The 25,363-nt window shown below is 56.5% G+C and carries 24 protein-coding genes; 17 read left to right on the top strand and 7 right to left on the bottom strand.

Annotated elements, in window-relative coordinates:
• Positions 1-4: 4 nt before the first annotated feature.
• Together CFN46_RS10000 and CFN46_RS09995 are read right to left on the bottom strand one after the other, a co-directional pair.
• A complete protein-coding gene (locus tag CFN46_RS10000) occupies positions 5-838 on the bottom strand; it encodes an alpha/beta fold hydrolase (RefSeq protein WP_088743420.1) in 834 nt (277 codons plus the stop codon).
• Positions 835-2,001 (bottom strand): FAD-dependent monooxygenase, encoded by a 1,167-nt coding sequence (locus tag CFN46_RS09995; protein WP_024950869.1) that lies wholly within the window; start codon positions 1,999-2,001, stop codon positions 835-837. The genes CFN46_RS10000 and CFN46_RS09995 overlap by 4 nt, the downstream gene beginning before the upstream one ends.
• Positions 2,002-2,464: 463 nt before the next feature.
• On the opposite strand from CFN46_RS09995, the gene CFN46_RS09990 reads away from it, so the two are divergent.
• From CFN46_RS09990 to CFN46_RS09970, 5 genes are all read left to right on the top strand, one after another.
• Positions 2,465-3,505, top strand: coding sequence for a hypothetical protein (locus CFN46_RS09990; protein WP_024950868.1), 1,041 nt, complete (start codon positions 2,465-2,467; stop codon positions 3,503-3,505).
• A 172-nt stretch (positions 3,506-3,677) separates the two neighbouring features.
• On the top strand, positions 3,678-4,172 hold the full coding sequence (locus CFN46_RS09985) for a (2Fe-2S)-binding protein (RefSeq protein ID WP_088743419.1): 495 nt from the start codon (positions 3,678-3,680) through the stop codon (positions 4,170-4,172).
• A complete protein-coding gene (locus CFN46_RS09980; RefSeq protein WP_088743418.1) occupies positions 4,165-7,212 on the top strand; it encodes a c-type cytochrome in 3,048 nt (1,015 codons plus the stop codon). Before CFN46_RS09985 ends, CFN46_RS09980 begins: the two co-directional genes overlap by 8 nt.
• A gap of 24 nt (positions 7,213-7,236) precedes the next feature.
• Positions 7,237-7,425 carry a hypothetical protein gene (locus tag CFN46_RS09975; protein ID WP_024950866.1) on the top strand — a complete coding sequence of 63 codons (189 nt, stop codon included), beginning with the start codon at positions 7,237-7,239 and terminating at the stop codon, positions 7,423-7,425.
• The gene (locus tag CFN46_RS09970) at positions 7,418-8,950 is read left to right on the top strand and encodes a sodium:solute symporter family protein (RefSeq protein WP_088743417.1); all 1,533 of its coding nucleotides are present in this window, start codon (positions 7,418-7,420) and stop codon (positions 8,948-8,950) included. The genes CFN46_RS09975 and CFN46_RS09970 overlap by 8 nt, the downstream gene beginning before the upstream one ends.
• A 126-nt stretch (positions 8,951-9,076) precedes the next feature.
• Here the strand turns inward: CFN46_RS09970 and CFN46_RS09965 are convergent, their stop codons facing one another.
• Positions 9,077-9,685: a helix-turn-helix domain-containing protein gene (locus CFN46_RS09965; protein WP_051510666.1), complete on the bottom strand. Its 609-nt coding sequence runs from the start codon at positions 9,683-9,685 to the stop codon at positions 9,077-9,079.
• 360 nt (positions 9,686-10,045) lie between these two features.
• Here CFN46_RS09965 and CFN46_RS09960 point away from each other — a divergent pair, with 360 nt between their 5' ends.
• The 5 genes from CFN46_RS09960 to CFN46_RS09940 all read left to right on the top strand — a co-directional run bounded on the left by CFN46_RS09960 (position 10,046) and on the right by CFN46_RS09940 (position 15,326).
• Complete coding sequence (locus CFN46_RS09960) at positions 10,046-11,104, top strand: C4-dicarboxylate ABC transporter substrate-binding protein (protein ID WP_088743416.1); 1,059 nt, start codon at positions 10,046-10,048, stop codon at positions 11,102-11,104.
• 78 nt (positions 11,105-11,182) lie between these two features.
• Entirely contained in the window at positions 11,183-11,698 is a 516-nt protein-coding gene (locus CFN46_RS09955) for a TRAP transporter small permease subunit (protein WP_024950862.1), read from the top strand.
• A complete protein-coding gene (locus CFN46_RS09950) occupies positions 11,695-13,023 on the top strand; it encodes a TRAP transporter large permease subunit (RefSeq protein ID WP_088743415.1) in 1,329 nt (442 codons plus the stop codon). Before CFN46_RS09955 ends, CFN46_RS09950 begins: the two co-directional genes overlap by 4 nt.
• Before the next feature lie 33 nt (positions 13,024-13,056).
• On the top strand, positions 13,057-14,097 hold the full coding sequence (locus CFN46_RS09945) for an Ldh family oxidoreductase (protein ID WP_024950860.1): 1,041 nt from the start codon (positions 13,057-13,059) through the stop codon (positions 14,095-14,097).
• A gap of 314 nt (positions 14,098-14,411) precedes the next feature.
• Complete coding sequence (locus CFN46_RS09940; protein WP_176426452.1) at positions 14,412-15,326, top strand: LysR family transcriptional regulator; 915 nt, start codon at positions 14,412-14,414, stop codon at positions 15,324-15,326.
• 152 nt (positions 15,327-15,478) lie between these two features.
• Here CFN46_RS09940 and CFN46_RS09935 read toward each other — a convergent pair whose 3' ends face one another.
• Both CFN46_RS09935 and CFN46_RS09930 read right to left on the bottom strand, forming a co-directional pair.
• Positions 15,479-16,228, bottom strand: coding sequence for a 2OG-Fe(II) oxygenase (locus CFN46_RS09935; RefSeq protein ID WP_088743413.1), 750 nt, complete (start codon positions 16,226-16,228; stop codon positions 15,479-15,481).
• Between the two features lie 83 nt (positions 16,229-16,311).
• Positions 16,312-17,100: a CmcJ/NvfI family oxidoreductase gene (locus tag CFN46_RS09930; protein ID WP_141103652.1), complete on the bottom strand. Its 789-nt coding sequence runs from the start codon at positions 17,098-17,100 to the stop codon at positions 16,312-16,314.
• 195 nt (positions 17,101-17,295) lie between these two features.
• On the opposite strand from CFN46_RS09930, the gene CFN46_RS17570 reads away from it, so the two are divergent.
• Positions 17,296-17,433, top strand: a complete 138-nt coding sequence (locus CFN46_RS17570; RefSeq protein ID WP_176426451.1) for a hypothetical protein — start codon at positions 17,296-17,298, stop codon at positions 17,431-17,433.
• A 136-nt stretch (positions 17,434-17,569) separates the two neighbouring features.
• Positions 17,570-18,664: an ADP-ribosylglycohydrolase family protein gene (locus CFN46_RS09920; protein WP_217897810.1), complete on the top strand. Its 1,095-nt coding sequence runs from the start codon at positions 17,570-17,572 to the stop codon at positions 18,662-18,664.
• Positions 18,665-18,835: 171 nt separating this feature from the next.
• On the opposite strand, the gene CFN46_RS09915 is transcribed toward CFN46_RS09920, so the two are convergent.
• The gene (locus CFN46_RS09915; protein WP_088743411.1) at positions 18,836-19,558 is read right to left on the bottom strand and encodes a hypothetical protein; all 723 of its coding nucleotides are present in this window, start codon (positions 19,556-19,558) and stop codon (positions 18,836-18,838) included.
• Between the two features lie 827 nt (positions 19,559-20,385).
• Between CFN46_RS09915 and CFN46_RS09910 the strand changes: the two genes are divergently transcribed.
• The 3 genes from CFN46_RS09910 to CFN46_RS09900 all read left to right on the top strand — a co-directional run bounded on the left by CFN46_RS09910 (position 20,386) and on the right by CFN46_RS09900 (position 21,573).
• Entirely contained in the window at positions 20,386-20,730 is a 345-nt protein-coding gene (locus tag CFN46_RS09910; protein WP_024950854.1) for a hypothetical protein, read from the top strand.
• Positions 20,731-20,802: 72 nt separating this feature from the next.
• Positions 20,803-21,153, top strand: a complete 351-nt coding sequence (locus tag CFN46_RS09905; protein WP_024950853.1) for a hypothetical protein — start codon at positions 20,803-20,805, stop codon at positions 21,151-21,153.
• 72 nt (positions 21,154-21,225) lie between these two features.
• On the top strand, positions 21,226-21,573 hold the full coding sequence (locus CFN46_RS09900; protein WP_024950852.1) for a hypothetical protein: 348 nt from the start codon (positions 21,226-21,228) through the stop codon (positions 21,571-21,573).
• Positions 21,574-21,956: 383 nt separating this feature from the next.
• Here CFN46_RS09900 and CFN46_RS09895 read toward each other — a convergent pair whose 3' ends face one another.
• Positions 21,957-22,850: a LysR family transcriptional regulator gene (locus tag CFN46_RS09895; RefSeq protein WP_024950851.1), complete on the bottom strand. Its 894-nt coding sequence runs from the start codon at positions 22,848-22,850 to the stop codon at positions 21,957-21,959.
• Positions 22,851-22,986: 136 nt separating this feature from the next.
• Between CFN46_RS09895 and CFN46_RS09890 the strand changes: the two genes are divergently transcribed.
• Together CFN46_RS09890 and CFN46_RS09885 are read left to right on the top strand one after the other, a co-directional pair.
• On the top strand, positions 22,987-23,973 hold the full coding sequence (locus tag CFN46_RS09890) for a zinc-dependent alcohol dehydrogenase family protein (RefSeq protein ID WP_024950850.1): 987 nt from the start codon (positions 22,987-22,989) through the stop codon (positions 23,971-23,973).
• Positions 23,974-24,034: 61 nt separating this feature from the next.
• Positions 24,035-24,841 carry an SDR family NAD(P)-dependent oxidoreductase gene (locus tag CFN46_RS09885; protein ID WP_088743410.1) on the top strand — a complete coding sequence of 269 codons (807 nt, stop codon included), beginning with the start codon at positions 24,035-24,037 and terminating at the stop codon, positions 24,839-24,841.
• The last annotated feature ends 522 nt before the right edge of the window (positions 24,842-25,363 follow it).

The raw sequence follows: 25,363 nt of genomic DNA, 5'->3' as shown, positions 1-25,363 counted from the left end.
TTGCTTAGAGGGGGTGGCCGAGGAAGTCTTCAAAGGCCTCGAAGAAGCCTTCGTAATCATCCCAGGGGATCATGTGGCCCGCGTGCTCGGCCAAGGTGATGCGGATATTCGGCATGAGGTTCTGTATTTCCGTCTTGTCTTCTTCTTGAATCACGCCGCCTTTACCGGCGCACATCAGCAAGGTCGGCACCTCGATATCGGGCAGGTCTTGATGAATGTCCACCGAGTGGAATTCTTCGAAGGCCTGCACGATAGCCGGGGTGAAGCAGGTATGAAGCCATTCGGCGCGCAGCTGCAACTGGTCATCGCTCCAGCTGGCGCAGTATCCGCGCATGGTTTCGATGTCAGCGCCGAGAGTGCAGTCACGAATAGAGTCGACATACCAAGGCAGCTTGCTGGGATACTCCCGGCGACCCGGGCCTGAGACGGGCGGGTCGATCAGTACTAGCTTGCTGACACCTTTCGCTCCTCGTGTCTTCGCACGGATGGCAAATCGTGCGCCCATGGAATGTCCGGCTAGAATGACGTTTTCAAGCTTCAGGGCATCAATGAAGGCGATGAGATCGTCTGCACAGGTATCGATGCCGTACTCAAGCTCAGCGCCCGTAGAAGACAGACCGCGTCCTCGCACATCCAGTACATAGGTATCAAAGTGACGCCCGAGGCGCTCTGCGACAAATCCCCAGGTGATGGCGGGGCTGGTAATGCCGGGCACGAGAATCAGTGCCTGGCGTGGTGCGCCACCGGCTACCGCGGCGTCTCCTCCCCCGTAGCGAAGGTAGTGCTGACGAATGCCATTGGCCTGAACGTTGGCGCCATACAGGTAGGTGCTGTTCATGCGACATGCTCCTTGGGAGAAGAGGCTGGTTGTTTGAGCGGCACCTCATAGACGTCATACCCGAATACCCAGGCAGGATCTTCGTCATGGCGTAGCCAGGTGTTGTCGTGAGAGACCTGTTGCACGCGTGAGGCACGTTCGAAGCGGTTGGTGCGATAGAGCTCGAACGCTTCCTGATACTGGTGAGCACCGACGTCTTCGAGGCAGCGCACCAGCATCGCAGCATCTTCAATTGCCATGGCAGCCCCTTGCGCCATATGGGGCTTCATGGGATGGCAGGCGTCGCCGAGGAGGACTAGTCGATTCTCGTGCCACGTGGGCAGCGGGTTGCGTTCGAGGAGGGGCCATTTGGTGACCGTCTCAGTACAGTCAATCAGTGCCTGGACTGTCGGGTGGTAGCCTGCAAAGGCGGCTCGCATCTCCTCGCGAGAGCTGTCGACGAAAGAGGTGCCATGATTCCACTCGGGTTCAGGCACGCCTGTCACGTAGTAGTACTCTTTCTCATCGCCTGTCACGAAGTAGACCATCATGTGCCGATCTTCTGACCACCACTTCACGCACGCCTCGAAATCGAGATCGTAAGCCTTGAGCTTTTCTGCCGAGATGATGGCGCGATGCGCGACCCAGCCACTGTAGGTCGGTGCCTCTGGGCCCAGCAGTTTTTCGCGGATGCGCGAGTTCACGCCGTCCGCTCCAATGACGATATCGGCCTCTTCGATACTGCCATCGGAGAAGGTCATGACGACCTTGTTTCCGGTCTCGTCTATGTCGACCAGACGCTTGTCGAAATGCAGCCGCTCCTGGTCAAGAGTGCTCACCATGAGTTCATGCAGGTCACCACGGTGCACGGTGATGTACGCCGCACCATATTCCTGTAGCGCAACGCTGCCGAGCGGAATACGTGACTGATGATCGCCCGTCTTTCCGTCACGACTGAACCAGTAGTCGGGGTGCGATCCCATCGCGTTCAGTTTTTCTTCTATTCCGATGCGTCGCATCACCTTCATTACATTGGGACCGAGGTGAATGCCGGCACCCAGTCGAGAAAATGCTGCCGCTTGTTCATACACCTTGGTGTCATAGCCGGCCTGTTGCAGCAGGGCGCCAGCTGCAGCGCCTCCGAGTCCGGCGCCGATCACGGCAATGGTAGGTTTCTGTGTCATCTCGACGTTTCCTCTTGGTTTTTTTATTGGTAGACCGTCCGGCGTGCGATGCAGGATTGGCCCTGTGAGAAACCAGGGTGTCTGGTCGCTCTCAGAAGGGATGTGAGGCGGATGTATTACTAGGGTGTTGATGATGTAAAAACAACGTATACACCATTAATGGGAAGGTCAAGAAAGTATTCGCACATTTGTACCAGTCGTATTTTGCGAATTTTTTGATGATTCATCGGCAATAATGTGCCGATTAATGCTATGTGTGGCGGTTTTATCAAATTATTGGTCAAGACTTGCCAATCTCTTTGATCCAATGCTATATGTTGTACTCATTGGAATTTATGAGCGTACACACTATTTTTCTGGGCATGGTAATGCACCGTGATGGACAGGATTTTCCATGCGATGCACCAAGCGTGGGCATGAGGCGTCAGGTGCCACCCGTATCCGGATGACAGAGAGGTGAGAGATGCCAGTCAGTCAGAGCGAGCTAACGCAACATTTTGAGCATGTGCTGTCGCTATCGAAAATTGACGACACTCAAAGTGTGGCGGTACTGAAAAGTCACTATTCCAACGGCATGGTCGTGACCGCCGCCATGGAGGCTGCGCAGCGACTGGGGGCCAAGGCGTATATCGTCGAGTTATCGTCGTTCAATCATCGAACCGCCGTCGGCAATGATCTGACTGCCTATGTGGGGCACACCGCGTTGACCAATCATCCCGCGGCCCAACAGGCGTTGATGGCCGCAGACCTGGTGGTCGACACCATGATGTTGCTTCACTCGCCTGAGCAAGAAGCCATTCTCAAGTCCGGTACACGGATCTTGTTGGCGGTAGAGCCCCCCGAGATGCTGGCACGGATGCTGCCAACCCAAGAGGACAAGCGTCGTGTCGAGGCGGCTGCGAAGGTTTTCAGGGGGGCGTCCACGTTCAGCGTGACGTCAAAGGCAGGGACGAATTTCACGGCCAGTCTCGGGCAATACCCCGTGGTCAGTGAATACGGGTTCGCTGATGAACCGGGGCGTTGGGATCACTGGCCGAGCGGATTCCTGTTCTCATGGCCGAATGAAAGCACGGCAGAGGGAACGATCGTGGTGGATATCGGCGATATTCTGCTGCCTTTCAAGACCTATGTACGCGAAAAGCCGATCACGTTGGAAATTCGTGAAGGTTTCATTCATCGGATTCACGGCGGTTTTGATGCCGAGTATCTGCGCGAGTACATGGCCCACTTCAAGGACCCTGATGTCTACGCGTTTTCCCATATTGGCTGGGGCTTGCAGCCGAGAGCTCAATGGACGGCACTGGGGTTGCACGACAAGAACGATGCTATCGGAATGGATGCGCGTGCCTTCGAAGGTAATTTCCTGTTCTCCACGGGTCCCAATACCGAAGTCGGTGGGCCACGCAATACGCCTTGTCACATGGACATTCCGCTTCGCCATTGCTCCGTTTTCCTTGATGGTGTTGCCATGGTGGAAGAAGGCAAGGTAGTCGCGCCCAAGTAGTTTCGCCTAAGCAGTGGCGACCAAGGAGTCCTGCGGCGAGCACTGATGGCGATCAGCGCTACCCCATATTCCGTCGCCACATGAGAGGAACTTACGCCCTCTGCTCATCACGGTAATGCTTAAATGAGGCTCCTCAGAGAGCCCAGACCATCTAACAAAAATGACGAGTCCCATGACCCAGACACTGACGTTGACGGTTGATCGAAAAACACATGTATTGGCGGTGTCTCCGAACATCCCGCTGCTGAATGTGTTGCGCAATGATCTGGCGCTCAACGGCCCCAAATATGGCTGTGGGTTGGGGGAGTGTGGTGCGTGCAGTGTGCTGGTCGATGGCATGGCTGCGCGTGCTTGTGTCATCCCGGTGTCATCGGTCGTTGGACGTGACGTCACGACACTGGAGGGCTTGGTCGTTGATGGGCGTCTTGATCCGGTACAACAGGCATTCATCGATGCTCAGGCAGCGCAGTGTGGCTATTGCCTCAATGGCATGATCATGACCGTGCGTGCCTTGCTCAACCGCACGCCAATGGCAACGGCTACTCAGCTGCGCACCGCCCTGGAATACAACCTCTGTCGCTGCGGCACTCACATTGAAATACTGGCAGCCGCTCAGCGTGCGGTGATCCTCAATGCCGCATCGAGCCAGGAGGCGAGCCATGAGTGAGTCTCAAGGCCTGATCATCCCGGCTGAATGGCCATCTGGACTGGCGCAGAGTGTGCGTTACGGCGTGGTCTTGCGGCCGCCCCATTACGCGTGGGATGGCGACAAGTTCACCTGCGATCAGCTGCTGGAGGTTGCACCGCTCCATGACGTCTCTCTGTCGGGAAATGTCGATATCGTCATGGAGGGCAACTTTGTCGGTGTGGTGGCAGACAGCCTGCTGGCGGCGCAGGAGGCTGCGCGTCGACTGACGGTCACATGGCATCCCGATGGAGACAACGGCCAGGTGGCTGGTGTATCTCCGATCGCGAGAGAAGTGATGAGAGCGGCGACGGCGGACGAGATCGCAGTGTCGACCGCCGAGCGAGATAGTCAGCGTCATGACCATGAATATGGTTGGCCGAGCCGGATGGGATGGGGAGATGTCCCAAGCTGGATCATCGCGGACTGCACGGCGGATAGCCTCAGGGTGTGGGGGCAGACTGCGACCCCCGAGACTTTGACGCGTGATCTTGCGCTATTGACGGGACTGGATGCCAACAGCATCTCGTTGTCTGTCACCTCCCCTGAACAGATCTCCGGATTGGGCCGTCATTGCGGCGATGATGCAGTCGTTGATGCGGCGCTCATGTCTCACGCCATTGGTCGCCCGGTGGCAGTATGGCTGGATGCGAGCTATGTCCGCGATGTGCATGCCCTTGGCTTGGCGCAGCGTATTTCCATCGATGCAGAGCGCGAAGCGAGTGGAAAGATACTGCGTTACCGCAATCGTCAGGCACATGCGGCGAGCGATGTTCCTGCGGTAGGTCTGCTGTTGTCAGGGGCGATGACTGACGATGCAGCAGATGAGGCAAGGGCGTCTGCACCAGGCGAGACTGCAAGCGAAAGTGTGCGGCTCTTCTCCCCGTATGTCTTTCAAGATGAGTGCCTCTCTGCCCGGAGCGAGAAGGAAAGAAACGCGTCCGTGGAGACGGGAAGCACGGATGACACCTTGGCTGACGTGCAGCAAGCGTTTGCTCGCGAGTCCTTCCTGGATGAAGTGGCGCACGAGAGTGGCCAAGACCCCATCGCACTCCGGCTTCAGCACCTTGAAGATCCACGCGGCATCGAGCTGATTCGTTCAGTCTCGAGTCGTGCTCAGTGGCAGGAAGCGGTCTCCATGTCGTCGGGTCCGCGAGATACCGTGACAGGGCGTGGCTTTGCTTACTCCCAGTTGCCGGATCGTCATCAGCGTGTCGAGGAGGGGGTACGCTCCGCCTGGATTGCCGATGTCGAAGTCAACCGTATCACTGGTGATGTCACCCTGACTCGACTGGTCGTGGGGCAGGATGGCGGACCCGCGCTTGATACCGCGCGCTTGCAGCAGACACTGCAGGCGCGCGTGCTCGGTGAGGCGATGCCCTTGCTGGGCAATGAAGCGGCATTTGATGAGTGGGGGGATGGTCGGCGCAATATCGTGACGCCAGTGCGCAGGGACTCTGCCATGGCAGTCACCGACACCGCTGTCACCGACATGCCACCAGGTGACGATGCACGGCTGACGTCAATGTCAGGTCTTCCTGACGATGTCGACATGTCGCCGGGCGTTGCTGTCATTGCCAATGCCTTGTTCGATGCCACGGGTGTGCGATTCAGACAGCCACCCTTTACGGCCCGTCGCGTGCGTCAAGGGATTAGCGATCGTGACATGACAAGCGCTGCGGCAATCGCTTTGCGCGCTGAGCGTCCTGCCAGTCGCTGGTTGAAGGTGACGGCCCTGACCGCCGTTGCCAGTGCCGTGGCTGTGGCCTGGCCGTGGAAGAGTGCCATTGCGCCAATTAGCCGTCCCGCAGCCAATGTCTATTCTGCTCAGACCCTTGAGCGGGGGCGATTGGTCGCTGCGGCGGGTGACTGCGCGGCATGCCATACCGCTGAGAACGGTGTCGTCAATGCTGGCGGACGCTCCTTTGAGACGCCCTTTGGCACGCTCTTCAGTACCAACCTCACCCCTGATGAGAAGACGGGCATCGGGCGCTGGTCTTATCCGGCCTTTGAGCGGGCAATGCGCCATGGCATTAGCCGTGATGGACACAATCTGTATCCAGCATTTCCCTATACCGCCTTTGCGAAGGTGACGGATGCCGACATGCAGGCGCTATATGCCTACCTCATGGTGCAGCCGGCAGTCAGCACGCCGCCGCCGGACAATGCCTTGAATTTCCCGTTCAATCGGCGGGAATTGATCGGCGGTTGGAACAGCATCTACCACGACAGCACGCCCTTTTCGCCAGACCCGACGCAAAGTGAACTGTATAACCGGGGAGCCTATCTCTCTGAAGGCCTGGGGCATTGCAGTGCGTGTCATACGCCGCGCAATGCCTTGGGTGCTGAGCGTGGCGGCAACGATTACCTGTCGGGAGCCATGGTCGATGGTTGGGAGGCGCCCGCACTCACTGGCATGAGTCGCGCGCCGATCCTCTGGAGCGAAGCTTCGCTGTATGACTATCTCCGCGAAGGGAAGTCGTCCTTGCACGGCGTCGCGTCTGGCCCCATGGCGCCTGTCGTCGCGGGACTGGCGGAACTTCCAGAATACGATGTGCGTGCCATCGCACACTATGTGGCGGCGCAGATGGATGCACCGGCTGGCGATAGCCTCGCCATGCGCGAAGAGGCTCAGTCGAGAGTGGCTCGGTCGCAGACAAGCCCTGCGGGAATGGAAGGTGGGGAGCGGCTGTTCGAGGGGGCGTGTGCCTCCTGTCATGTCGAACATCTCGTGCCGTCATTCTCCAGTGCAACGACCTCGTTGGCATTGAACACCAATCTGCACAGCGCCTCTCCCGACAATACCCTTCAGACAATTCTGGGAGGTGTGCATGCAGAGCACGCTCCCGGGGTTGGCAATATGCCCGGATTTTCGGACAGCTTCACGGATGCTCAAGTCGTCACGCTGACCCGATACCTGCAAGTGCGCTTTGCACCTGACAATCCCCCTTGGCGTGACGTTGAACAACGCGTATCCGCGATACGCGAGGAACACCGCAACGCATCATCATCTCACCCCTAAAGCGACAATAATAAGAGGTTGATCATGAAGAGAAGTAAATGGATATGGCTGATATGGGCCCTGGTCCTGCTCTGTTACCTAGTGCCCTATACGTTACTGACCCATGTGAGTGCATGGTACGGCAGTTTCTTGTTCTGGTCGGTGGCGGGGGTGATCGTCATTGCCGTGAACCTCTATATCACCAAGGATTTCGAGGAGCACAGCAATGACTGAGTCACTGATCTGGTGGTCCATCGCCATCTACATGTTGATTGCCGTCGGAATTGCCTTGCTGGCGCGCCAAGGGGGCGCGGAAAGTATGTCGGGCTACTTCCTGGGCAATCGTCAGATGAACGGCTTTGTCTCGGCAATGAGTTACAGCGCCACGACCTACAGTGCCTTCATGATGGTGGGTCTTGCGGGGCTTACGTATGCCGGTGGAGTCGGCGCCCTGGGATTCGAGATCATTTATTTTGCCGGTGTGTCGCTGGTTGCCATCTTTGGTCCCAAGTACTGGGCAGTGGGCAAGGCGTTTGGCTTTGTCACCCCAAGTGAAATGTTGGGGCGACGTTATAACAGTCGTCATGTCGCCATGGCAGTCTCGATTGCCAGTTGTATCTTCCTGATTCCTTACGCGGCAGTGCAGCTGGCGGGGGTAGGGTATTTGCTTCAGGGGACGACCAACGGCGCGATCGACTTCACCACGGGTGTGGTAATGGCGACGGCCATTGCGATCTTCTTCTCGTATGTCGCGGGCATTCGGTCTGTCATGTGGACTGACTCACTGCAGGCCATCATGATGATAGTGGCCTCCACATTGGTCGCGTTTCTGGTGATCAAGGGACTCGGTGGCTTCGGGACCCTGTTTGATACGCTGGCCACCGAGAAGCCGCAGTCATTGACGGTGCCGGGCTCGGGGCTGTTCAGCTTCGTGACCTTCCTCGGGCTTACCATTCCGTGGTTCTTCTTCAGTCTGTCCAATCCTCAGGTCAGCCAGCGCCTGTTCATGCCATCCTCGTTGAAGGCCATGCGACAGATGCTGCTCGGATTCCTGGTGTTCGGCCTGATTTACACACTGGTATCGGTGCTGTGGGGGTTCTCGGCCCTGGTCGCCTTCCCGAGCCTTGAGAGCGCTGATCTGGCAACAGCATCGTTGCTGAGTTCCGGATTCGTGCCGCCGGTGCTGGGTGTCATTGTGTTGATTGGCATCATGGCGGCTGCCGTCTCTACCATTGACTCCATCATGCTGACGCTTTCATCAATGCTCGCGCGTGATGTCTATGCCAATATCAATCCTGCTGCCAGTGAGAAGCGTCAGTTGATGGTCGGCAAGATTGTCGTTCCCTTGATTGCATTGATGGCGCTGGGCTTTGCTGAGCTCAAACTCGACCTCATTGCCGTATTGTCGGTGGCCGCCTCGTCAGGCCTGGTCGCGGCAGTGCCAGCCATCATTGGTGCCTTCTATTGGAAGCGCGGCACGGCAGCGGGCGTACTGGTCAGTGTGATCGGTACTGGTGCCTTCGTACTCTTCATGTATGCCACCGGCAATTCTCTGCTGGGCTTGCCTGCGGGTATCTGGGGAATCATTGTCTCCACCGCGCTGTTTATCGGTGTGAGCCTCGTGACGCAAGTGCATTCAAGCTCCGCTGATGAGTTCATGCTGGCCATTTCCGATGAACTCAACAGCAAGCGGACATCATCGCAACGGAGTCATGAAGCTGACCGCCTTGACGCTAATCCCTTGAAGCATGCTCCTTGAAGCCTCTTCTCGTGAAGCTGGTCCCTTGACGCTAGCCAGCGAGCAATGAACTCAGTAGCAACAAAAAAGCCCCTTTATAGGGGCTTTTTTCATGGTGCAGGGTTGCTGCTTCAATGCTGGCCGTCATCAGGCGTAGGCGCTGCAGACCCACGTCAAGGTGGCCGGCGTCGATCCCTTGTAAGTGATGGCATGTCCCAGAGTGCTGTCAAACGCCAGGCTGTCGCCAACGCTGAGATCGATCGGATCGTACAGCTCTGTCCATACCGTCACTTCACCGCTGGTGACAATGACCTGCTCCTGCCCTGAGTGCTTCTGCAAGTCGCCAAACTCTTCCAGATTCCGATTCAGAATCGTGGTCTCCAACACCATGTATTCCTTTGAGGCCACATTGTTGCAGAGCGGCCTGAAACGATAATTCGGCGTTTCAATTACTTCTCCCTGCTGGGCGCGTGTCAGCGCCAACCAGCCGCGAAAGGTCTTTTCTTCGGCGTGATAGAACAGCTCACTGACATCGACTTCCAGTCCCTTCGCAAGACCCACTATCACTTCAAACGTAGGAGAGATGCGTCCATTTTCGATGCGCGAAATGCTGGCAGCGGAGATCCCCGAGGCGAGTGCCATGGCAGCGATGGTGAAGCCTCTCGCCTTGCGTAACGCCCTGAGATTGTCACCGATGGCGCCTGCCTTGCGTTGTCTGTGCTTCAGGACAGATGCCTGTTCCGGATGAGTGGACATGATGAATTGGCTCCGTCGTGATAGTGAGCGTAGGGCAGTGTTCAACCGTATCTGCCACAGCAGGCTGTTGGCGTGGCACGGAAGTGTACAGCGTCTCGCGATGAGGGTGCTGGTTGAATGCCATGAGTGACCTGGAGGTGAATATTTAGAGCGTAACGGGATCAAAAGTCGAGGCAATATTCACATTTGACGCAATATTGCGTATATGCAATGCTGGCTTGGCGAAGTGAGAATTCAGTCTGTCTGGTGATATACCCCCTTGATGGTGCAGGTCACGCCTCGGCGTCGACGAGGCAGTCATCAGCCACATCAGCCCCGATACCCGACACGTCCGTCCAGGATGGTCTGAGGAAAACAATAATGTATAACCTCAAGAAAAATGCACTCGGCATGGGAATGGCCGTCACTCTCCTGGCAAGCCTGCCGGTTCAGGCAGAAGAGATTGACTGGAAGATGGCGACCCCCTGGGGCGGTGGCCCTTGGCTTGAACGAGATGCCAAGACATTTGCCGACTATGCGACTCAGCTGACGGGCGGGGACGTGAACATCCAGGTGTTTCCCGGCGGTACGCTAGGGGGAGCGCTGCGCGTCACCAATACCGTCAAGTCAGGTGTTGCCCAGATCAGCCATAACTATATCAATTACGATTACGGCACCGATCCCACTGCTGCGTTGTTGGCTGGGCATTCCAGTGGTCTGACACCGGAAGAGTTCATGTTGTGGATGTATGAGGGCGGCGGCGTTGAGTTGTATGAAGCGTTTCGTCGCGAAGTCTTCGGAGTCATTGCCTTCCCGTGCTCCACGCTGGGCACCGAGATATTCCTCCACTCCAGCAAGAAGGTGCAGACGCTTGAGGATTTCCAGGGCTTACGTCTGAGGACGTCTGGGGCCTGGGCGGAAATCGCCTCGCGCCTGGGCGCTTCTACCGTGGTGATGGCGGGCAGTGACATCTATACGGCGCTGGATCGCGGCGTGATCGATGCCGCGGAGTGGGGCAGCCCCGAGCTCAACAAACCTACCGGTTTCCAGAACGTGGCTCAGTACGTCATCTTGCCGGGTATCCATCAATCCGGTGGCATTCTCGAGTGTGAAGTGAACGTCGATGCCTGGGATGGCCTGACTGAGGCTCAGCAGAGCCAGTTGCGTCTGGCGGGCAAATTGAGTGTCTTTGAATCCTGGCTTGATAGCTCCTTTGCAGACCTCAAGGCCTTCAAGGAACTCCAGGATGGCCCGAATGAAATCGTCCAGCTGGATCCGTCATTCATCGACGCCATCTACGAAGAAACGCGTGCATGGGAAGATGAAAAGGCCGCTGACAATGAATGGTTCGCGCGTGTTCTCCAATCCCAGCGCACGTTCAAGCAAAGCATGACCACATGGCAGGATTATCGCTTGCCGATAGGCGGCATGGGTCGCTAGACATTTCGTGATCTTCCCTTCATGACACAGGCGACGCGTTCGTCTGTGTCATCCCCATGCCGTCATTCGGATCTTGTCATGAAAATAATCGATGCCATCGAGCGTCAGACCCGCTGGGCGGGGTATCTGGGGGCTGTTCTGATACTCCCCCTCGTACTCGCTCTCGTCTATGAAGTCTTCAGTCGCTATGTACTCGGGCAACCCACGCTGTGGGCGTTTGAGGTCAGTTACATGGTGATGGGTGCCATCTTCATGCTGGGCATGGCCAACGCACTGCGTGTTGGGCAGCATGTCAGCGTTGATGTCCTGAGTCAGAACTTCTCACCCCGCACCAAGGCATGCGTCCATCTCTTGTGCTACTGCCTGTTTCTACCTGTGCTGGTGTGGCTGGTGTGGGAATTGTCGTTCTATGCACTGGATGCTTTCTCTTCCAATGAGCGCTCAGGCCGTTCTGCATGGAACCCAGTCGTCTGGCCTGTCTTCAGCGTCTGGTTGATCGGCTTCATCTATCTTGCGCTTCAGGTCGTGGCAGAAATGCTCAAGTTCCTGTCGATTCTGGTAGGTAATGACGCCACGAAGGGGAACGCGCCATGAGTGATTATCTTGCCCTTATCATGTTCCCCGCGCTGATCGGATTGATAGTGCTGGGGTTCCCCATCGCTTTCTCGATGATCGTGATCGCGACGGTCTTTGGTATCGCTCAGTTCGGTGATGCCGCGGCCTATCAATTGCTGACCAAGATTGAAGATACCGCGTCCAATTCTATTCTGGCCGCCGTGCCACTCTTCATCTTCATGGGGGCAATGCTTGAGAACTCAGGGATTGCCGAGCGGCTCTTTGGTGCCATTCATCTATGGACACGTCGCTTGCCAGGAGGCCTGGGTGTTGGTGCTGTCATCATGGGGACCGTGTTCGCAGCGGCCAGTGGTGTCGTAGGCGCGACGGAAGCGGTCATCGGCATGCTCGCAGTGCCCGTCATGCTCAAGCACAATTATGACAAGTCACTTATCTCAGGCACCATTTGTGCCAGTGGATCTCTGGGAACGGCGATTCCGCCTTCCATCACTGTCGTCATTCTCGGACCTGTCGCCGGTGTTTCCGTCGGCTCACTGTTCAGTGGCCTGTTGATTCCGGGCTTTTTGATGGCATTGCTTTTCCTGCTGTATATCGTCGTGATCTGTGCGCTGAAGCCGGCCTTGGCACCGCGTCCGGAGACTGATGAGCAGGGCCCGGGATGGGGCGAGATGCTCTGGATTACCTTGAGCGCTCTTCTCCCGACCATGAGTCTGATCATGGTGGTGCTGGGTACGATATTGATGGGAGTGGCCACGCCGACGGAAGCGGCCGCATGCGGCGCCCTGGGGTCGGTATTGCTGGCACTGGGGTATCGCAACCTCACGGTCTCCATTCTATGGAATGCGGCCATCAGAACGCTCAATATCACCGCGATGATCTTGCTGATCGTGCTGGGCGGCAACATGTTTGCAGGCGTGTTCTTCGCCTCTGGTGGCATGGCGACCGTTCAGTCGCTGCTGCTGGATACCGGCATGAGTCCTTGGTTCATCCTGGGCACCATTCTGTTGATCGCCTTCCTCGCGGGCTTCGTGCTCGACATGATTTCTGTCGTGCTGATCATCATCCCTGTGGCCATGCCCGTCGTCGGCTTGCTCGGATTTGATGAAATCTGGTTCTGTGTCGCCTTCCTTGTCGTCATGCAGACAAGTTATCTGACACCGCCGCTGGCACCTTCCATCTTCTATCTCAGAGCCATTACGCCGCCTGAAGTCACGCTCAAGCATATGTACAAGGGAGTCATGCCCTTTATCTTCCTGCAGTTGCTGGTATTGGCACTGGTATTGGCTTTCCCGTCACTGGCGCTCTGGTTGCCCGATGCCATCAGTGGTCCGTCATGGAAGTAACGATTTTCTGTCTCGATAAAGGAATGATTCCGAATGAGTGATGCAAGACGTGATGATGCAGAGGCGGATGTCGTCCTGAACCGGGATGAGCTTCATTCGATCTGTTGCCAGGTACTGTCACGGCATGGCTTCAGCGAGCCTCATGTCGCGGCGATCAGCGAAGCACTGGTCGCGGCAGAAATGGCAGGGAGTCGATCGCATGGCCTTTACCGACTCATGGGATTCGTGGCGACACTGGGCAATGGAGGCGTCATCCCTGACGCAGAACCTGTCGTGGAAGATACGGCGCCTTCCGTCATCAAGGTGGATGCGCGGGGAGGATTCTCCTCTTATGCCTTCCGCCAAGGCGTACCGGGGCTAGTCAGCAAGGCAAGATCCTCCGGCATCGCCATTCTTGCCATCAATCGCTGTGTGCATGCCACGGCATTGTGGGTCGAGATCGAGCGCCTGACGCAGGAAGGTCTGGTCGCGATTGCCTGTAATCCAACGCAGTCCTACATGGCGCCTCATGGCGGCAAGGAGCCGCTGCTGGGCACCAACCCGATCGCCTTCGGATGGCCGCGCCCGGAGGGTGACCCCTATGTGTTCGATTTCGCGACCAGTGCGATTGCACGTGGCGATATCGAGCTGCATCGCCGTCAAGGTGATGAGATTCCACTGGGGTGGGGGGTCGATCGAGATGGAGCGCCGTGTCAGGACCCCGGCGAAGTGCTGGACCATGGCGCAATGTTGCCCTTTGGTGAGCACAAGGGCTCGGCGCTTGCGATCATGATCGAACTGATCGCTGGCCCCTTGATTGGCGACATGCTCAGTATCGAGTCGACTGAGTACGATCAAGGCAAGAAAAGCCTGCCGTATCATGGTGAACTGATCATCGCGATTGACCCGGCGCGCATCACCGGAGGGGATTCTCGACAACACATGCTGCGTTCCGAGCGACTCTTTGACATGGTGCAGCAGCAGGGGGCACGTCTGTCATCCGAGCGTCGTTATCAGGCGCGTCAGAAACATGAAGCGCAGGGCGTGTCCCTCTCGCGAGCGCTTTACGACGATGTCATGAAACTGGCCTCGTGATAGGGGAAGGTCACTCGCGATTATTGGCATGATGAAACAGAAAGGCCGCCTTCAAAGGCGGCCTTTCTGTTTATGGCGAATTCTCGGCATGACATGCCTTTCTACCTGAATTCTCGAACGTCAGCCGCGTCATGAAGAAAAATGCTGGCAGTCGTTGAGCTGGAGCGGGAACTGACATAGTCAGACATGGCTGATTGGTGGCGGGCGGAGGACAACCTTAGCAGTGACGATGATATGCTCGGCTCTCGATATCGCCCGTGGACAGTCTGGTTTGGCAACTGTGCCACAAGAGGCCGATGATTCGCTGGAGCGTCATGAACGAACTGACACAACGCCTGCGCACCTTTCTCAAGGTGGTGGAACATCAAAGCTTCAATGCGGCGGCGCGCGAGCTGGATATCGCCAGTTCCACGGCCACGCGCCACATCAATCATCTGGAGCGACAGCTCGGTGAGCCGTTGTTGGTACGCACTACTCGTCACGTGCGCCTTTCGCCAGCCGGTGAGCGCGCCCTGGTTCGCTTTCGCGCCATCCTGGACGAGGTGGATCACCTCACCGGTGAGCTTGAATCGCTGAGCGAGCGGGTCGCGGGGCCATTGCGTCTCTCGGTGCCGTGGCGATATTCGCGTCTCTATATAGCGCCGCTGGTGAGCGAGTTCATGCAGTGCTATCCCGAGGTGACGCTGGACATCGTCAGCAGCGATCAGCGCGTGGACCTGGTCGAGGATCACTTCGATGTGGCGATACGTATCGGCCATCTGGAGGATTCGAGCCTGATCGCGCGTCACATCAGTGATCAGCGCTTCGTGCTGGCCGCCGCGCCGTCCTATCTCGCGGCTCAGCCGCCTATCCAGCAGCCGCAGGATCTGGAGCAGCATCGACTGCTGACCTTCAGCTACACCACGGCCAATCATCACTGGCGGCTGATACGCGATGGCCGAGAGTACCGTATCTCGGCACGCGCCCGTGCGCTGCGCACCAACAATGCCGATATTCTCACCCAGGCCGCTCTCGATGGCGCTGGCGTGGTAGTGCAGCCGCTATGGGCGATTCGCGATGAGCTGGCAAGTGGTTGTCTGATACCGGTACTGGAGGGCTATCAGGTCACCGCGGCAGAGTTCGACACAGGTATTCACGTCGTCTTCGCGCGCGAGAATCAACACAACCCACGCGTGCGTGCATGGGTCGATTTCCTGCTCGCCCGCCGCGAGCGCTTGTCCTGTGGTTGAGCCTGCGTCACTCCAGTGGAGTGGCCAGGCCGTGAGATGAGCCTGCAAGGCTGCAACACCAGAAATACCAGAAACATGAAGGGCCCGATCTCGGGGGAGATCGGGCCCTTTTTACATCTTCATGGTGATTATCTCGGCGAGTCGTGTCCGCCTCAGTAAAGAATGTCGCTGCGGATGATGTACTTGGCGCCGTTACCGATTGGCTCGCCGGCATGCACGCAATGCTGCGGATGCGAGCCATGCGGGAAGCACAACACGCCACCCTTGGGCGTGGCGACCGAGACGGTATGGATATCATCGCGTGACTGGGCAGGCTTGCTGGGGTCACTGCGGCTGACCAGAAACTCGGTACGCCCGCCGGTGTAGCCATCGCTCAGGAAGATGAGGAAGGTGTACTGGCTCATCAGGCCCGGGGAGGCGTCGTGCACCACCTCACCATTGATGACGCGGCTGCCCGGCCAGGCGCCATCAGTGTGTGGCTTGAAGAAGTCGCCGGCTTCGTAACGGTAGACACGAAAGCGCGCATTGATGCCCTTGGCACCTTCGCCCTGGATCTGCTCGGTGACCAGTGGGGCAGAGCGCTCCCAGATGACCTGATCGACCGCTTCACTGACGATCCAGTTGACGTTGTGATTGTGGCGTACCGAGCGCGGCAGCGAGACCGGCGCATCTTCCTCGAAGCCCATTTCTTCCAGGGTGGCGACGAAGTTGTCGGCCTCTTCGGGTGTCAGCACATTGAGCAGCTGAAAGGCGCCGGGAACGCCCTCGACTTCCTGACGGACCACCTCTGGCGCGGCGTCGGCCTCGAAGAGGTCAGACACGTCGCCGTTGTCGGTCCAGATGGGCAGAGGCGTGGGAGAGAAGCCGCGTTCGTGGCGGACGACATGGAAAGACAAGCTCATGGCAAAGCTCCTGAAACTGGAAAATAGGGGTGACGAATATCTGGCCGGCAGGCGCGATGCGATTCAATGCCGGGCGTTGTGATTCAATCGGGATAACGGACCAATACCCGTGTCTCCAGACTGGTGCGCGTCGGCGCATCGTTCGAGTTATCGAGCAACTCGGCGGCGGTGTGTGCGACCGGTGGCTTGCCGGCACTGTCGAAGGCATTGAAGACAATGGCCTCGTCGGGGCGCATGTGAGATGCGAAATACCAGCGGTGATCCGGGTTATAGACGAGCCCCTGAATCTGCCCGCAGCGATCCGGATACAGAATATCGATATTGACCCAGTCGCCTGGCTGCACGGTTTCGGCATCAGCGAACGCTAGCGGGTCGCGCTCGACAGCATGCCCCATAGGCTGCCAGACATTGACGATGCCGTAGTGGCCGCTCAACCACTGCTCCGCCTGCTCGGGTGCCAGCAGGTCACGCACGCGCTGTGGGCCGGAACTCGGCGAGTAGTCGACATGCACGTGCTGTGCTGGCACACGTTCCCCTTCGAAGCCGCGCAAGGTGTGGTCGAACACATGCACCTCACTGACGCCGAGCTGCTGCTTGAGCAGTGCTTCGATGGCCGGTGTGTGCAGGCGGTCACGTACTTGTGCATCGCGCGCATCCACGGCAAGTGAGGGTGCCTCGAGAAATAGCATTCCCTGAGTCACAAAGCTTGGAGGAACGGCTCGCAGGTCTTGCAGCTTGACGCCACGGCGGTCGTGTTCCGGCTCGATGCGCCGCCCAGACTCACCATTCGGATCCACCTTGATCTGCAAGCCTTCTGGGCGGTCAAGCTGATAGTTGACGTATGCCATACGAGTAGGAATAGGGGCTGGCATGAGCGGGATCTCCTTCACGGTGAGTCGCCAGATAGCGTGGTCCAGCAATAACCCTCGAGCAGGCCATCTGGCGGGTGATGTCCTCAGTCCGCAAGGCTAGTGCACTGCTGGGTGAGGAAAAAGGCGCTCATGTGCAATTGGTTATTGCATAAACGGCAATAATTCCCCGAGAGCACGAGCACTCCGAGGTTTGCTATGCGGCGAAACGAGAAATACTCCCACCAGAACAGCATGCTGATGGTGGCGCAGGTAGTGCTGGCGGAAGAAATTCCCGAGAAAACCACGCCATTGATACTGAACTTCCACTTAGCCATGTCATCCAGTGATGCCTGATTATGCGCACCAACCCATCGGTGGGTTTTTCATAAAATGCGAATTAACTGATAGCGTAAAACTGACAGGACTGAATGCAGGTCTTTGACTGTGTCCTTTGCGGATCGCCGCTTGAGAGTTACTCCGGGAGCCTTGCATGACACTGGATATGAAATCTCAGTTTCGAGGTTGTTTGTTAGGAGGCGCCGTCGGTGACGCGCTGGGTGCACCGGTGGAGTTCATGTCGCGAAATGAAATTCTCTCTCGCTTCGGGCCCACGGGTGTCAGTGAGTATGCGCCAGCCTATGGTGGGATAGGGTGTATTACCGATGATACTCAGATGACGCTTTTCACTGCGGAAGGTTTGCTGCGCAGCCATGTAAGAGGCTGTCTAAGAGGAGTCTCGACACAAAGTAGATTGGTGAGCAGTGCCTATGAACGCTGGCTTTATACCCAGGGAGAGCTGACTCAGCAGGATACTGAGCAAGATTGGCTAACCAGTGGTTGGTTGATAAAGCAGCAAGCCCTTCATTCACGTCGGGCACCTGGCATGACATGTCTATCTGCACTGAAGCAGATGCGCGCATATGGTGATCAAGCCCGTAACGACAGCAAGGGCTGCGGCGGTGTCATGCGTGTCGCCCCCGTCGGATTGTTCGCCCATGTCAGTAGAGCCTCCTTCGAGATGTGCTTCGAGTTGGGAGTAGATGTCTCTGCGCTAACGCATGGTCATGCGACTGGTCAGCTGGCCGGTGGTGTGTTGGCAGTGATGATTCAATTACTGGTGGTGGGTGAATCACTTTCCGAGGCACTGGGTCAGGCATGTCAGATACTCAAGCGCCACCCACGGCATGAAGAGACGTTAACGGCGCTTGAGCTGGCGACTGTATTGCTTGAAGAAGGCATTGCTCCCAATGATGCGATTGCCCGTTTGGGGCAAGGCTGGATCGCCGAGGAGGCGCTAGCCATCTCGGTTTACTGCGCCATGAAATGCGCCAATTTCAGAGATGCCATTGAGATGGCCATCAATCACGACGGCGATTCGGACTCCACTGGCGCCATCACCGGCAACTTGTTGGGAGCGATGCTAGGCGAGGAGGTGATCCCTGCAAGTTGGCACACGTCGCTGGAGCTACGTGAGGTCATCAGTGAGATGGCGGATGACTTGCATGACTGCCAACGTTGGGAAATCTATACCGATGGCGGTGGCAAGGATGAAGCATGGGCATGGGAGAAGTATCCGGGCTACTAGCGTCATCAAGTACTGAATGTGATTCAGTACTGTGAGCACTGTTGCTTTTTGCAGGCCATAAAGCCCCTGCCAGGTAATACCGACCTGGGTGATAAATGGCAGCGGCGTTAGTAAGACAATGGAGTGCGAACGCATCGCTCACGAAAGGGAGTGGTTTCAGTTATCGAGTGTTCAGTGGCTCGTTTTTGTCTGCTCAAGGTGCTGAATGAAGGGAGTTCTTGCCAGCAAGGCAATCACGCCAACCGCGAATATCAGGCGCGCGCCGAGGATGGCCCACAGGTCGGCGTCTAATAAAAGGATCAATAGCGTGTCTTCGATGACGCTGTGGCAGAGCCCGAGAAAGCACGGCACTAAAAAGCTATCGCGAATACTCATGACGCCTCTATCCAGATCACGTATCAGCAGCCCCGCGCCATAGCTGAGCCCCAGGGTTGCGCCGATGACGGTCACATTGGTTGCGGCCCGCCCGATGCCCAATGTCGTGAGCAATGGCGCCAGCAACCAATGCAATACGCCTTCCAGCCCCAGTCGCTTGATCAGTTCGAGCAGTAACATCAGTGCGGTAATTACAGCGAGAATTACCAGCAGTGTCTTGCCTTGTGCCAACATCCAGACCTGCCACTGATCAGAGGCCGCTTCGGGACGCCAACTGATCGTCGCCATCTCTTGTCCCCAGCCGAATACGCTGTAAACCTGATGGATGATTGCAGCGAGCACCAATGCACCGGCTACGCGCAGAGATAGCGTAATCCACCAGGGGACGCCGGCTCGCTTGGCGACAACGCCTTCTACTGGCAGTGAATGGCCGATTAATAACAACGTGCCGAGCACCGTCATCTCGGCCACGCTAACACTGAAGATGGAAAGAGCTGTGAAACGAAAAAGAAGCAGCATTGGATAGCAAGAAGGACATGGAAATGGCGAGCGCGGGGCAATCCAACAGATTGCTCCGCGCTTTTTTGTGCCGTGCCCATAGAGGGAGTGCCTATGTCACTGGCACATACTGTATCTCCATCCACGGCGCAATTGCTCGCAAGAGACTGATAATGAAGACTTTCTTATGATGAGACCGTATCGGCCGTTGCTCATGTCGTCAGACTTGGCATTTTTTGATGCCATAGTGGAATCAATGCTGTTCCGACTAAGGTATATGTTCGCTGCATCCATTCGTCCACAATGTGCGTATTCCAGATTGCAGAAGACGCAAAGCTTGGGGTGGAAGCAGTATGTCCCTGTCGTCAAAGCATACTGTCAAGTTTTTCTACGGTTCACATCATGAGATTGCATCCAGACTGCTTTTCTCAGCGTAGTAGTAAATATGCGCAACAGTAAGGCTGGATGGAGGGTCGGGTGATTGGACTTCACTTGAAAGACTTCCTTTCGATGCGACCAAAGTTGAAATTGAGGATGCTGGGCTAGCGGAAGTTTCTACTGCCAAGCGGTTGCAGGATAAAGGGTTAACTAGGCCATATTAGTTGTACAAAAGTTATCCAGAAATGATTCTAGAATTGATTTTCTGATTCACGAGCTATTTTGAATGATTTTTGAATTGGTTCACGATAGCTCGCTCGTTGTTTCTTTTATGGAAACAGTGAGCTGCCAGTGAGATGGCTAGTTAGGAAGCACGTTAAACGTTAGCATGGTAATAAGTTAGCGAGGTCAACAGAATTGATCTCATCACAACAGGGCGAAAACGCCCAGGACAGAACAGGAAACACATCATGAAAACTCTGAACCTCAAGACACTGATCGCCACTATCGCTCTTGCCACTGCCAGCACCGCCGCTCTGGCCGCTGATGACAGCCCTGCGGCACAGCGAGTGCAGCATTCCGTCAATCAGCAGGTCATTGAAGGCAATGCGCAGCAGGCACCGACAGGCCAGGCAACCTTCGCCGAGACAGGTATGAGTACCGCTGCTGGTCGCTTTCAGTACGCCTCCAATGACTATCTGACCCGTGGTTATGATCGCTCTATCCATCTGCACAGCAATGATGTTGCCAATGACGCCGGCAAGAGCGTCGCTGCCACTCGTGTTCAGCATGCCCTGAGCGATAGCAGCGTCTGATAGCGGGCTATCACGTCCCGATCTAGTTTCTGAACTTGAACTGATTATCTGAATTTACCGAGGAGAATGACCATGAAAGCCATCAATACTCTATTCGCCGTTGCCGCTCTATCTGTTGCAGCCACTGGTGTTGCCTCTGCCAGCGACAGTGCTGCAGATGCCCGTGTACGCGCTGCTCTCAGTGACAATGTCATTGTCGGTCAGGCTCAGCCTGCGACTCAGTCGTCTGCGCTGCGTCAGGCCAGCTTCGCTGACACTGGCATGAGCGCTGCTGCCGGTCGCGTTCAGCAGTCCATCAGCGCTGAGCGTATTCAGGGCGAGTCTCGTGCAGTAGCTAGCGATAGTCAGGGTTTCGTGAACGATGCAGGTAAAAGCGTCTCCGCCACGCGTGTGCAGAATGCCTTGAGCGACAGCAGCGTCTGATCATTGGCCATCACGCCAGGATCTGAATCATCAATCCAAAGTCATTACCTAGGTTTAATGAGGAGAACGATCATGAGAACCATCAATACCCTATTCGCCATCGCTGCCTTGTCCGTTGCAGCCACTGGCGTTGCCAATGCCAGTGACAGTGCTGCTGATGCCCGTGTACGTGCTGCCCTCAGTGACAGCGTCATCATGGGTCAGGCTCAGCCGGTGACTCATCAGGCAGCCGTACATCACACAAGCGCCATTGATACTGGAATGAGTGTTGCTGCAGGACGTGTTCAGCAGTCCATCAGCAATAGTGGTATCCAGGGCAATACTCGCGCATTGGCGACTGATTCCGTGGACTACGCCAACGATGCTGGCAAGAGTGTCTCCGCGACACGTGTCGAGCATGCATTGCACGAAAGCGCTTGAAGATGGTGATCGTGTGAGGCTGAAGTCGGGCCTTCTGCGATTGGCCTCGTAAAGCTAGCCCTGCAAAGACAGCAAGACAGTAAAGGATGCTTATATGCCATCGCCTTACCCCTGTCAGTTGCTAGTGGTACTTACTGACCGTCGTGACCAAGTGTGATACGTCGTGACGGTCAGAGCCCCAGAACGCCAACAGTAGGAAAGAAGAACGCTTGAGCAAGTGTTTTGGACAAGCCTCATCGTAGGTGGGTGTGTCTGACAGATGTAGCAGAATCCTTTCTCAAACGCTTTCCTGTCCTGAATGTCCTGTCCCGACATTCTTTGCCCACCACTGGTGGGCTTTTTTGTGGGTGTTTGTCGTGAGAGTGGCTTGCTGGGTGGGAGGCTCATCGGTCCCAATAGGGCGGATTCCCGAAGTACTCTGAGAAGTAGTCCAGAAAAGCACGCACCTTGGGTGCTAGCTGCCGCGAACTGGGGTAGACCGCCCAGATCTCTGTCTCATTGACGAGAGGTGTTTCAGACAGCACTTCCACCAGCTCTCCACGCCCGAGATGACGATAGACGCTCCAGGTGGACGACAGGGTGATACCAAGCCCAGCGACACAGGAATCGCGTACGGCTTCACCATTGTCGGTACGAATGCGCCCCTTGACGCGGATCTGTTCGATGGCGTCGCCACAATGAAAACTCCATTGATCCATGCCTATCAATGTCAGGCACTCATGATGATGGAGCTCACTTGGCTGCATTGGCATGCCATGACGCTTCAGGTAGGTGGGCGAGGCGCAGACGATGCGCTTGTCGGTGGCAAGTCGGCGGGCGATAAGTGTGGAGTCCTTGAGCGCGGAGTTACGAATCGCGATATCAAAGCCGCCCTCCACTAGGTCTACGATGGTATCGGTCAGACGCAGGTCCAGTTCAAGCTCCGGGTAACGCTCGAGAAAACCGGCAAGTCCAGGCACCAGGTGCATGCGACCGAAGGAAGCCGATGCCGTGATACGCAGTGTCCCACGTGGGTTGTCATTACCGACACCCACAGAGGCCAGCGCCGCATCGGCGCTGGCGAGTACCTCCTCGGCATGCGGGAGAAAGGCACGACCTTCCTCGCTCAATGCGACATGGCGAGTGGTGCGGTGGAGTAGGCGGACTCCCAGGTTGTCTTCCAGCTTGCGTAGGTGCGCGCTGGCGACGGCGGGTGACAGCCCAAGATGTTCACCCGCTTCGCTGATGCTATTGACGGCCGCCAGGCGTACAAACAGTTTCAGGTGTTCAAGATGCATCTCGCTCTCCTGGTAGATGCCATTGTTTGCCACAGATTATCAACAGAATCTATAAACTGATTGTTCTTCATTGTCATTTATCATGCATGTTGATGCCAATTATCATGACGTCATCATCCATGAAGGAGAGCGAATCATGAAAGCGATGCTGGTCAAGTCATTTGGTGGGTCTGAGGTATTCGAAGTCGCCGAGATTGCCAAGCCGCAGGCGGCATCTGGACAGGTATTGGTGCGCATCGCAGCGACCAGTATCAACACTGTCGACACCATGATTCGCGAGATGGGTCCGGAACTGCCGTTGTCTCCGGCTCTTCCAGCGCTACTGGGCATGGATTTCGCCGGCACGGTCGAGGCTATAGGAGAAGGTGTCGAAGGTTACGCTGTTGGTGATGAAGTTTACGGATGTGCTGGCGGCTTGGCGGATCTGCCGGGTACTCTCACCGAATATATTGCGGCGGATGCGCGTCTGATTGCGCACAAGCCCAAGACGCTGAGCATGGTGGAAGCCGCCGCTCTGCCGATGGTCGGCATCACGGCTTACGAAGGCCTCAAGCGTGCTGGCATTCAGGCTGGTCAGAAGGTACTGGTGCACGGCGGTGCGGGTGGTGTGGGACATGTTGCCATTCAGTTGGCGCGTCATTTTGGAGCTCACGTTGCCTCTACCGTAGGGCGGGGTGAACATGAGGCCCTGATAGAAAGCTTGGGTGCCAGCGCCATCAACTATCGGTATGAGAAGGTGGCTGACTATGTCGCCAAGCATACTGACGGCCTTGGTTTCGACATCGTATTCGACTCTGTTGGCGGCGCCAACCTGCCGACCTCCTTCGAGGCAGCTGCGCTCAATGGCCATGTCGCGACGACTGTCTCCTTCATGGAAATAGATCTCTCCGTCGCGCACTTCAAGGGGTTGTCTCTGCACGTGGTGTTCATGCTGATCCCGATGCTGCATGACTTCCGCCGTCAGGATCACCACGAGATTCTGGCTGACATGGCGCGTATTGCGGATGCCGGTGAACTGAAGCCGATTATCGATGAGCCGACCTATCGTCTGGAAGAGGTAGGCCAAGCTCACGCTCGCCTCGGTAGTGGCAAGGCGACGGGCAAGATCGTCGTCGAGATATGATCAGCTTGAGCGGTGTACTGAGCACTGCTCAAGCTGCGCGATGTAAACAGGAGAGAGCAGCATGAAAACCATTCTCGTGACAGGTTCCACTGATGGAATCGGTCTGGCGACTGCCAAGGCGTTGTTGGCGCGTGGCCATCGGGTGCTGATTCACGGTCGTAACCAGGTGAAGGTAGACGAGGTGGTTGCTGAGCTTGCCAAGCTGGCAAGGGCAGCGCGCGTCTCTGGGCATGTGGCCGATCTGTCTGACATGGCGTCAATCGAGTCACTGGCGAGAAATCTGCTAGCTGAGTATCCCCGACTGGATGTACTGATCAACAATGCCGGCGTCTATCGAGTTCCCGAGACGGTCACTTCGCAGGGCTGGGACATGCGCTTTGCCGTCAATACGCTAGCGCCTTACCGGCTAACCCAGCTGTTGATGCCATTGATGACGGGGGAAGGGCGCGTGATCAATCTGGCCTCGGCAGCACAGGCGCCCGTGGATATGGAGGCGTTGGCCGGCGAGACTCACCTGAGTGATGATTTCTCCGCTTACGCTCAAAGCAAGCTGGCGCTGATCATGTGGACACGTCATCTGGCTCGGAAACGTGATGCGCAGAGTCCACTGCTGATTGCTGTCAATCCAGGGTCTCTTCTGGCCAGCAAGATGGTCAAGGAAGGGTTTGGTGTGCCTGGCAAGGACATCAATATCGGCGCTGACATCTTGCTACGTGTTGCATTGGATGATGAGTTTGCCAAGGCCAATGGTGAGTACTTCGACAACGATTCTGGTCGTTTCGCCTCGCCTCATGCCCATGCCCTTGATGATGAACGCTGCCATGAAGTGGTGGCCGTGATGGAGCGCTTTCCTCGGGAGAGTGCGTGATACAGCAAGATGCCACCTCTTTGAAATTGCCGATCTCTTCTCGTCAGTGTTTCTCGTCATTGCCTGTCATCAGAAAGCCCGAAAGACACCTGTCTCTCGGGCTTTCTGGCATGAGACTTTCCTGGACGAACACTCGTGATGCAGCGGTGCCCACAAGATTTATTTCAAAATCTTTCGCCTCATCCGCATCCAAGAGGTGGCAGTCAGCGTATTAATCATCAAGAACGACAGAGATGCACCACGCGATACTCAGTGGCTCTGGCAGTAGAAAGATTGCATCAGATAGACCGTATGAGTCCGACCTTGAAGGTTGGATGGTCAGGGACATGAACAGGCAGTAGTGATCGGCTGGCATCATTCTCCGATTGGCAGCGTGATAACAGCATGACTGCGCCTGTTTAGTTGTACAGAAATAATACAAGAATTATTCAAAGATATTATTTCTGGGGCGACACACCTCACGAGGCAGACAACACAGCCTCATCAAAACAAGGGCATCAATGCCCGGGACAGCACAGGAAT

The sequence above is a fragment of the Cobetia sp. QF-1 genome, assembly GCF_002213105.1.
In the GTDB taxonomy this organism is placed as follows: domain Bacteria; phylum Pseudomonadota; class Gammaproteobacteria; order Pseudomonadales; family Halomonadaceae; genus Cobetia; species Cobetia crustatorum.
This window is presented reverse-complemented; position numbering and strand designations above follow the sequence as displayed.